This is a genomic window from Streptomyces sp. RP5T (assembly GCF_003933965.1).
Classification (GTDB): Bacteria; Actinomycetota; Actinomycetes; order Streptomycetales; family Streptomycetaceae; genus Streptomyces.
Map to the genome: position 1 here is coordinate 1 of NZ_RSAJ01000333.1, position 9,198 is coordinate 9,198.

Consider the following 9,198-nt stretch of genomic DNA (forward strand, 5'->3'; position numbering starts at 1 on the left):
CTCCCATACAGCCCCCGAGTCAACTGCCCGCCGACCTCGCGGTGTTCGTCGGCCGTGACGCCGAACTGGCCGCGATGGCCGGACTGCCCTCGGGCGGCACGGTAGTGATCACCGCCATCGCGGGCATGGCGGGCGTCGGCAAGACGACCTTCGCGGTGCACTGGGCACGCCGGGTCGCCGACCGCTTCCCGGACGGCCAGCTGTACCTGAACCTGCGGGGCTTCGACCCGGCGGGTTCGCCGGTGCCGCCCGCGCACGCCCTGCGCACCCTGCTGGAGTCGCTGGGCGCCGACCCGCACCGGCTGCCGCAGGACGTCGACGCGCTCGCGGCCCGGTACCGCACCCTGCTCACCGGCAGACGCGTACTGGTGCTTCTGGACAACGCCCACGACGCCGCCCAGGTACGGCCCCTGCTGCCCGGTGAACCCGGCTGCCTGGTCGTCGTCACCAGCCGCGACCGCCTCGCCGGACTGGTAGCCGTGGACGGGGCTCACCCCCTGCACCTCGACGTGCTCTCCCCGCCGGAGGCCCGCGCGCTGCTCGCCCGGCGTCTCGGGCCGGAACGGGTCGCGGCCGAACCGGACGCGGTGGAGGAGATCGTCGCCCGGTGCGCACGGCTGCCGCTGGCCCTGGCCATCACCGCGGCCCGCGCGGCGACCCGGTCCGCCTTCTCGCTGTCGGCGATCGCCACCGAGCTGCGCGGTTCCGTCGGTGGCCTCGACGCCTTCCACGACGGCGACACCTCAGCCGATGTACGTGCCGTCTTCTCCTGGTCGTACCGCACCCTCTCCCCGGAAGCCGCCCGCCTGTTCCGGCTGCTCGCCCTGCACCCCGGCCCCGACATCTCGCTGCCCGCCGCGGCCGGCCTGGCCGGCGTGGCCCGTCCGCGCACCCGGCAGCTGCTGTCCGAACTCGTCCGGGCCCATCTCGTGGACGAGACCGCTCCGGGCCGCTATGCCTCCCACGACCTGCTTCGCGCCTATGCCACCGAGCTGACCGAGACCGTAGATCCGCCCCAGCAGGTGCGGGCGGCCCGGCACCGGATGCTCGACCACTACCTCCACACCGCCCATCAGGCGGTCGCGTTGACCGGCCGTGGACGCGCGCTGATTTCCCTCGCCCACCCGGCCGAGGGAGTGCACCCCGAGGAGTTCGGATCGGACGCCGAGAACGCGAGGGCCTGGTTCGCCGCCGAACAGGCGGTGCTGCTCGCGGCCGTCGAGCAGGCGGCCGCCCACGGGTACGACGTCCACACCTGGCAACTCGCACGAACCATGGCCCACCATCTGCACATGCAGGGTCTGTGGCGGGAGGAAGAGGCCGTGCACCGCCTCGCCATGGACGCGGCGCTGCGGCTCGGTGACCGGACCGCCGAGGCCTACGCCCACCTCGGTCTCGGCACCGCCACGACGAGTACGGGCCGCTTCGACGAGGCGCGGGCCCATGTCGAGCGCGCCATCGAACTCCACGCGGAGTCGGCGGACTTGGAGGCCTGTGCCGAGAGCTGTCGCTCTCTGGCCTGGGTGACGGAGCAGCAGGGAGACGCCCACGCCGCGCTCGGTGCCGCGCAGCGGGCGCTGGCGCTCCTGCGTGCCCACGGCGGCCCGGATCCGGACAGCGACCGCGTGCGGACGGCCACGGCCTCCGCGCTCAACGCGACCGGCTGGTGCCACATCCTGCTCGGCCGCCACCGGGAGGGCCTCGACCACTGCGCACAGGCCCTTGCCCTGCACGAGCAGCTCGGGGACGACGTCCTCGCGGCGCACACCCGGGACAGCATCGGCCACGCGCACCACCACCTCGGGGAGTACGAGGAGGCCGTCACGAGCTTCCACCACGCCCTCGCTCTCTACCGCGACCACGACGACCTCCGCTGGTTCGTCTCGGGCACCCTCATGCGGCTCGGGGACAGCCACCTGAGCCTGGGCCGCCCGGACGCGGCCCGCGCCGCGTGGGCCGAGGCGCTGGACATCCTGGAGCGGCTCGCCCACGCCGACGCCGAGCAACTGCGGGCCAGACTCCGCCGCCTCGCCGATCCGAGGTGAGGCGAGGCCGACCCGGCCCGAAGCGGACGTCAACACTCCGTACCGCTTCTGTCTACAGGCCATGAACACCCTGCCGGTTGAGTCGGTGCAGCGGGAGACGAACAGCGCTCTCCGCCTCACCGACCCCTGAGGGAGACGCACATGAGTGAGTCGACCGCACCGCCGATCGGGCACGAAGACCTTCGGAGGCGAGCAGACCGGCTGCTGGACGGGGGCGGCGGCGCGTACTGCGGCATCGGGAACGACAACAAGCCGTTCGTGCTCCCGGCGATCACGGTACGGGACACCGACGGCACGCGACCGGACGTCATGGCCGTCGGCGTCTGACAGCCCGGGCCGTGCCGTGCCGTGGACAGGATCTGCGGGCCCGACGCACACCGGCCGGCCCCGGCCTCCCCTCGTCACCGCACCGTACGTCCACCCGCGCACGCCCACCGACATGAGACGACTCGAAGGAGTAGGTACCCATGCCCGTTTCCCTTCTCGGGCGGCTGCCCGAAAGGCGCGCCCCGTTGAGTACCACCACGGTGCTCACCCTGCTCACCGCACTGGTCATCGCCCTGTTCGTGACGGTGCCGACCGCCTCCGCGGCCGACGGACGGATCACCGGGCTGGCCGGCAAGTGTGTCGACGTCGCCGGGGCGAGCAGCGCCAACGGAACCGCCGTGCAGCTCTACGACTGCAACGGGACCAACGCCCAGGTCTGGTCGAATCCCGGCGACGGCACCCTGCGCGCCCTCGGCAAGTGCCTCGACGTCGTGGAGCACGGCACGGCCGACGGTACCTCCGTCCAGTTGTGGGACTGCACGGGCGGCGCCAACCAGCAGTGGGTGGTCACCGCGGCGCGCGACATCGTCAACCCCGCGGCCGACAAGTGCCTGGACGTCCGCGGCAACGACTCCACCAACGCCACCCGGCTGCAGATCTGGACCTGCACCGGCAACCCCAACCAGAAGTGGACGGCGCCCGCGAGCGGGGGCGGTACCAACCCCTCCGGCTTCGTGGTCAGCGAGGCGCAGTTCAACCAGATGTTCCCGAACCGGAACAGCTTCTACACCTACAGCGGCCTGGTGCAGGCACTGAGCTCCTACCCGGGGTTCGCGAAGACCGGCAGTGACACGGTCCGCAAGCAGGAGGCCGCGGCCTTCCTCGCCAACGTCGACCACGAGACCGGCCACCTGGTGTACGTCGTGGAGCAGAACACCGCCAACTACCCGCACTACTGCGACCTCAGCCAGTCGTACGGCTGCCCGGCCGGCCAGTCCGCCTACTACGGGCGCGGTCCCATCCAGCTCAGCTGGAACTTCAACTACAAGGCGGCGGGCGACGCCCTCGGGATCGACCTGCTCCACAACCCCCGGCTGGTCGAGACCGACGCCGCCGTGGCCTGGCGCACCGGCCTGTGGTTCTGGAACACCTCGACCGGCGCCGGCACGATGACCCCCCACAACGCGATGGTGAACCAGGCGGGCTTCGGGCAGACCATCCGTGCCATCAACGGCTCCCTCGAATGCGACGGCAAGAACCCCGGACAGGTGCAGAGCAGGGTGAGCGCTTACCAGAAGTTCACCGGGATCCTCGGAGTCGCGCCGGGCGCCAACCTCTATTGCTGAGGTCGCTCCGTCCCCCCTCACGACCTCGACAGACGGGAACCCCCTCACATGAGCACCCTGCTGAGACGCCTCGCCCTGGCGACGGCGTCAGGACTGCTGTCCCTCTCGGCCACATCGACGACCATCGCGGCGGCGGCGCCCAGCATGCCGGAACCCAGCGGGCGAGCACCCCTGGCCGCCCAGCAGGTCGCCGCGCGGTTCGCGCCGCAGACCTTCGCGCACCCCGGGGTCAACATCACCTCGACACAACTGGAGTTCGTGCGGACCAAGGTCCAACAGGGCGCGGCTCCTTGGAAAGCCGCCTACGACGACATGGTCGGCGATCCGCTGGCCTCGCTCTCGCGGGTGCCGGCGCCCCGGCCGGTCGTCAACTGCGGCCAGTCCAGCAATCCCAACAACGGCTGCACCGACGAACGGCAGGACGCCATCGCCGCGTACACCGACGCACTGGCCTGGGCCATCAGCGGAGACGAGCGCTACGCCCAGAAGGCGATCCAGATCATGGACGCCTGGTCGTCCACGATCACGAGCCACACGGGCGCCAACACGGGAATCCAGACGGCCTGGTCGGCCGCGTCCTGGGTCAAGGCGGCCGAACTCATCAAGTACCAGTACGTCAACTGGCCCAACGCCGGGCGCTTTTCGACCATGCTGCGCTCGGTCTACCTGCCCGTCGTCGTCAACGGCGACGACCGGACGAGCAACTGGGACCTCACCGAGGCGGAGGCCTCGATCGGGATCGCCGTCTTCACCAACGACCCGGTCACCTTCGACAAGGCCGTCAACCAGTACCTGGAACGCGTCCCCGCCTTCGTCTACCTCGCGTCCGACGGACCGACCCCGCACCGCAGCCCCGACGGCGGCTTCAACTGGGAGTCGGCGAACCGGTACATCACCGGGATGACGCAGGAGACCTGCCGGGACTTCGTGCACACCGGCTACAGCATCGCCTCGATGTCGCACATCGCGGAGACAGCGCTCATGCAGGGTACGGACCTGTATCCGCAGGTGGGTGAGCGGCTCCGGCAGGCTCTGGGGTGGCAGTCCACCCAGGAGCTCCGCGCGGCCGCGGAACCGGCGAACCTGTGCGGCAACGGTCCGCTCAAGCGCGGCCTCGGCCCGGTCACCGAGACCGGGTTCAACGCCCTGCACACCAGACAGGGAATCGCCATGGCCAACACCCAGGCGCTGACCGAGGGCAGCAGGCCGGCCGGCACCAACTACCTGTTCGTGGCCTGGGAGACGCTCACCAACGCCGACAACCCGGTACGCCCCGACACCCAGTTGCCCAGCGGGCCCGTCACCGGTCTCGGCGGCAAGTGCGTGGACGTCGACAAGGCCGCCAGCGCGGACAACACCGCGGTCCAGATGTACGACTGCAACGGCACCGCCGCCCAGCAGTGGACCGTGGGCGGCGACGGCACCCTGCGCGCGCTCGGCAAGTGCCTCGACGTCGCCTCCGCGGGCACCGCGGACGGGACCAAGGTCCAGCTCTTCCACTGCAACAACACCGCCGCCCAGGTCTGGCAGCGCGGCAACGGCGACACCCTGGTGAACCCGGCGTCGGGCAAGTGCCTGGACGTCACCGAGATGTCCACCGAGAACAACGCCCGTCTGCAGATCTGGTCCTGCACGGGCACCACCAACCAGCAGTTCCACCTGCCGGTCTGACGGACCCCGCGGCTCCCGTCCGCCGGCCCCTGACCGGTCACCAACGGCGCCCTGTTCCGTACCGCCCGCAGCGGCGGCCCGGAACAGGGCGCCGTCACGCACTACGAGGCCGCTGACTCCCGCGGGAACCGCAGCACGAACGTGGAGCCGACCCCCACCGTGCTGTGCGCTTCGACCGTGCCGCCGTGTGCCTCGACCAGCTGCCGCACGATCGCCAGACCGAGGCCGCTGCCCCCGCTCCGGCGTGAACGGGACTTCTCCGCACGCCAGAAGCGGTCGAAGACATGGGGAAGGTCCTCCGGCGCGATCCCGGAGCCCGTGTCGCAGACCTCGATGCGCACCCGCTCCGGCCCGGCGAGCCCCGAGTCGGCCTGCTCGACGGCCGCGCTCAGCCGCACCGTCCCGCCCTCTGCGGTGTGCCGCACCGCGTTCGACACCAGGTTGCCGACCGCCTGCCGCAACCGGACCGGGTCCGCGACGACCGTGCAGCGCGGGTCGGCGGCCACCAGCACCCGTACCCCCGAGGCCCGGGCGTCGGGGCGGTGCGCCTCGGCCGCCTGGGACAGCACGTCGGCCACCGTGAGGGGCGCCTTGGTGAGCCGCAGCTCGCCCGCCTCGGCCGCGGACAGGTCCCGCAGGTCGTCGACGAGGTGCTGGAGCAGCAGTGCTTCCTCCAGCACCGACGCCACCACCTTCTCGTCCGCCGAGACGATGCCGTCCTCGACCGCCTCCAGCCAGCCGCGGATGTTGCTCAGCGGGGTCCGCAGCTCGTGCGCCACGTCGCTCACCATCGCCTTGCGGGCCGTCTCCAGCTGTTCACGCCGCCGCGACATGGAGTTGAAAGCGGCCGACAGCCGGGCGATCTCGTCCCGGCCGGTCACCTCCACCCGCGCCGAGACGTCCCCGGCCTCCATGCGCTGCGCGGCCGCGGTGAGCCTGCGCAACGGCCGCACGAGCCTGACACCCGCGAGCGCCGTGACCGTCACCGTCACCAGCAGCACCAGCGCCGCTCCCCAGGCGATCCGCAGCTTGTTGGACGCCGAGAGGTCGAGGAAGGTACTCGCCGTGCGGTCGGCCGGGCCGCTGACGTAGAGCTGGGCGACGGGGGCGACGTAGGGCCGCAGTTGCTCCACGCGGCTACCGGCGACGCAGTCCCGCACGTCCTTGTCGGGCGCGGGCGCGGCGGACGTCCGGGACACGGCCCCGGCCGGCTTCCAGGACCCGTCGAGGAGCACGGTCACGCCGGCGAACCCGCGCCGTGCCAGACAGTCCGTCACCAGGGCGCCGAGGGCGTCCAGTGCCCGCTGCTCGGAGGGCATGGTCGCGTTCAGGACCGCCGCCCCGCACCGGTTGGCGGCGGCTGCGGCGGCCGAGGTCTCCAGGACGGGCCGTCCGCCCGCGCCCACGACGGCTCGGGCCGTGACCTGCGGGTGCTCCCGAAGGCACTCCACCACCTGCTGAGCCGTGGTCCGCAACCGGGAGCGCTCCGCCGCCGACAATCGGTACGGGCCCACCACCCGGGCGTCGACGCCTCCCTCGCGCGCGCCGGCGGGCAGCAGCTGCGGGTCGACGGCGAGGGGGTCGATGACCGCCGTCGGGTCGCGCGGCGGCACGAAGGGGGTGCTGGGCAGCGGGGCGGAGTCCGCGAGGGTCCGCTCGCCGTCCCGCAGGACGATGCGGTGTCCCGTCGAGCGGCTGAGTGCGGCCACCGTCGCCGTCACACCGTCCCAGCTGCGGTGGTCCGCCGCGTAGCCGACCAGCGCGTCATAGGTTCTGGCGTCCTCGGAGAGAGCCTGCCCCTGCTCCTGCCGGATCGCAACCGCCGTCGAGCGCACCACCACCCAGGCGGTGGCCGTGATCGAGCACACCGAGACCGCGACCGCCAGAGCGAGCAGCCGCAGCAGCAGACTGCGCCGGGCCGGTACCGCGGCCCCCGGTACCTCGGCTCCCGGTCCCGCGGCGGTCTCACGCCCCATCGCGCCGGCCCTCGGCGGAAAGGGAAGGGGGTATGCCGTCGGCGAGCTTGTACCCCACGCCGTAGACGGTCACCAGACGAGAGGGCCGGCGCGGGTCGTCCTCGATCTTCTTGCGCAGGTTCATCACGTGCACGTCGACCGTCCGCGTGGTGACGTAACGGTCGAAGCCGTGCAGCCGTTCCAGGATCTGCGATCTGCTGAACACCTGCCCCGGGCTGCCGGCGAGGAGTTCGAGCAGCACGAACTCGCCCGGTGTGCACACCACGTCCGCTCCCCCGACCCGCACCTCGTGTCGCGCCGGGTCGACGGTCACCGCACCGGCCGTCAGGAGCCCGCCGCCCGGTGCTCCGCCCGCCGCGGTGGGCGGCGTCTGCCGGAGACGGGTGCTGCGCCGCAGCAACGACCGTACGCGGGCCATCAGTTCACGCGGGCTGAAGGGCTTGGTGAGGTAGTCGTCCGCCCCGAGGTCCAGCCCCAGCAGCAGATCGTCCTCCGTGGCCCGGGCGGTCAGCATCAGGACCGGCAGCGCCTCCAGCGCGGCCTCCGAGCGAACGGCCCGGCAGACCCCGAGCCCGTCAAGGCCCGGCATCATCACGTCGAGCACCAGCAGATCGGGCAGTTGACGCCGGATCTCCTCCAGTGCGGCACGGCCGTTCCCCACGACGGTCACCCCATGACTCTCGTGCTCCAGGTAACGGCGGATCAACTCGGCCTGTTTGACGTCGTCCTCGGCTACGACCACATGCGCACACATAGGAGGAGTGTAGGAACGCGCCCGGTGCGCCCGGACGGTCACGGAAGCAGGACCACAGCAGCAACATCACCTCCTGACCGGTTGCTGACATTCGCCCGACAGGCTCCGGGCCATGAACCACGAGAACGGTCAACTCCTTCCGCACGGCCCTTCACCCGAGGCCGCCGACAGCCCGCTGCCCGCCCCGCGGGCCGGACGCCTCGCCCGTGCCACCGTGCTGGGCGCCGCACTCCTGACGGCGGGCCTCGCCCTCACCTCCTGCACCAGCGGCACGGACACCGGCAAGGAGTCGTCGAACGGCCAGGTCGCCTCCCTGGAGAGCTCGTCCCCGGACGCCGCCGGGGAGGGCGGGAGCAAGATCGCGAGCCCGCGGTCCTCCTCCGCCGCTGCCGACGCCGCCGCCGAGGCCAAGCGGCCCGTGCTGCGCCTGGACAGCTCCACGGAGGAGGTCAACCGGCTCTGGAACTCCTACTGGGCGTGCCTCCAGGCCCACGGCGTCCCCATGAACCAGGAGCGGGTCGAGAAGGCGGGCGACCAGGCACCGCCGGTCCAGGACCAGAAGGTCGAGGACCAGTACAAGGCGCAGTACCGCGCGTGCCTGTACAAGATGCCGCTGCAGCCGGTCGAGGAGCGCCCCGAGACCAATCCGCACTACGCGGACGACTACCGCCACTACGTGGGCTGCCTGCGGGACAAGGGGGTGAAGGTCCACGAGGTCTTCGCCGCCGACGGCAGTCCCGACGGCTGGACGTACGACGACGACTACCCCACCGACGGCTCCGGCCCCTACACCGACAAGCTCGACAACGACTGCCGCCTGGAGGCCTTCGGTGGCCACGACAAGTAGCCGACGCGCGGCGCGTGCCATGGGCCAGGAGGGCGCCGGCCGGGAGATCACCGGTCCGGAGGGCGTCGGCCTTGCGGACACCGGTGGGGAGGACGTCGGCCACGGCGGCCCCGGCCGGGACGACCCCGGCGGCACCATCGGCGACAGCGGTGACGGCGGCACCCGCAAGGACGGCCGAGCCCGCACCCGCACCCGCACCCGGCGGCGGATCGCGATCGCCATAGCGGTCTGCGCCGCCGTCGTGGGCGGAGCCTACGGCGGGATGGCGCTGAAGCATCACGGGGACGCCCAC

Annotated in this window: 7 protein-coding genes and 2 pseudogenes; 7 read left to right on the forward strand and 2 right to left on the reverse strand. The window is 72.0% G+C overall.

Annotated elements, in window-relative coordinates:
• The 5 genes and pseudogenes from EHS43_RS28465 to EHS43_RS48100 all read left to right on the forward strand — a co-directional run.
• The coding region (locus EHS43_RS28465; RefSeq protein WP_148104106.1) for a tetratricopeptide repeat protein at positions 1–2,045 on the forward strand (2,045 nt) is incomplete at its 5' end.
• Between the two features lie 141 nt (positions 2,046–2,186).
• On the forward strand, positions 2,187–2,372 hold the full coding sequence (locus tag EHS43_RS28470) for a hypothetical protein (protein ID WP_125193598.1): 186 nt from the start codon (positions 2,187–2,189) through the stop codon (positions 2,370–2,372).
• A gap of 140 nt (positions 2,373–2,512) precedes the next feature.
• Positions 2,513–3,658, forward strand: a complete 1,146-nt coding sequence (locus EHS43_RS28475; protein WP_125193599.1) for a chitinase — start codon at positions 2,513–2,515, stop codon at positions 3,656–3,658.
• Between the two features lie 144 nt (positions 3,659–3,802).
• Positions 3,803–4,924, forward strand: a pseudogene (locus tag EHS43_RS28480) (alginate lyase family protein); the annotation flags it as partial.
• Positions 4,925–4,942: 18 nt separating this feature from the next.
• Entirely contained in the window at positions 4,943–5,329 is a 387-nt protein-coding gene (locus EHS43_RS48100) for a ricin-type beta-trefoil lectin domain protein (protein WP_369009059.1), read from the forward strand.
• A 101-nt stretch (positions 5,330–5,430) separates the two neighbouring features.
• On the opposite strand, the gene EHS43_RS28485 is transcribed toward EHS43_RS48100, so the two are convergent.
• Both EHS43_RS28485 and EHS43_RS28490 read right to left on the reverse strand, forming a co-directional pair.
• Positions 5,431–7,305, reverse strand: coding sequence for a cell wall metabolism sensor histidine kinase WalK (locus tag EHS43_RS28485; protein WP_125193600.1), 1,875 nt, complete (start codon positions 7,303–7,305; stop codon positions 5,431–5,433).
• Positions 7,295–8,059, reverse strand: coding sequence for a response regulator transcription factor (locus EHS43_RS28490; protein ID WP_125193601.1), 765 nt, complete (start codon positions 8,057–8,059; stop codon positions 7,295–7,297). Before EHS43_RS28490 ends, EHS43_RS28485 begins: the two co-directional genes overlap by 11 nt.
• 112 nt (positions 8,060–8,171) lie before the next feature.
• Here EHS43_RS28490 and EHS43_RS28495 point away from each other — a divergent pair, with 112 nt between their 5' ends.
• Positions 8,172–8,906, forward strand: a complete 735-nt coding sequence (locus tag EHS43_RS28495; protein ID WP_260470749.1) for a hypothetical protein — start codon at positions 8,172–8,174, stop codon at positions 8,904–8,906.
• Positions 8,890–9,198 (forward strand): annotated as a pseudogene (locus tag EHS43_RS28500) (hypothetical protein); the annotation flags it as partial. The gene EHS43_RS28495 and the pseudogene EHS43_RS28500, both read left to right, overlap by 17 nt.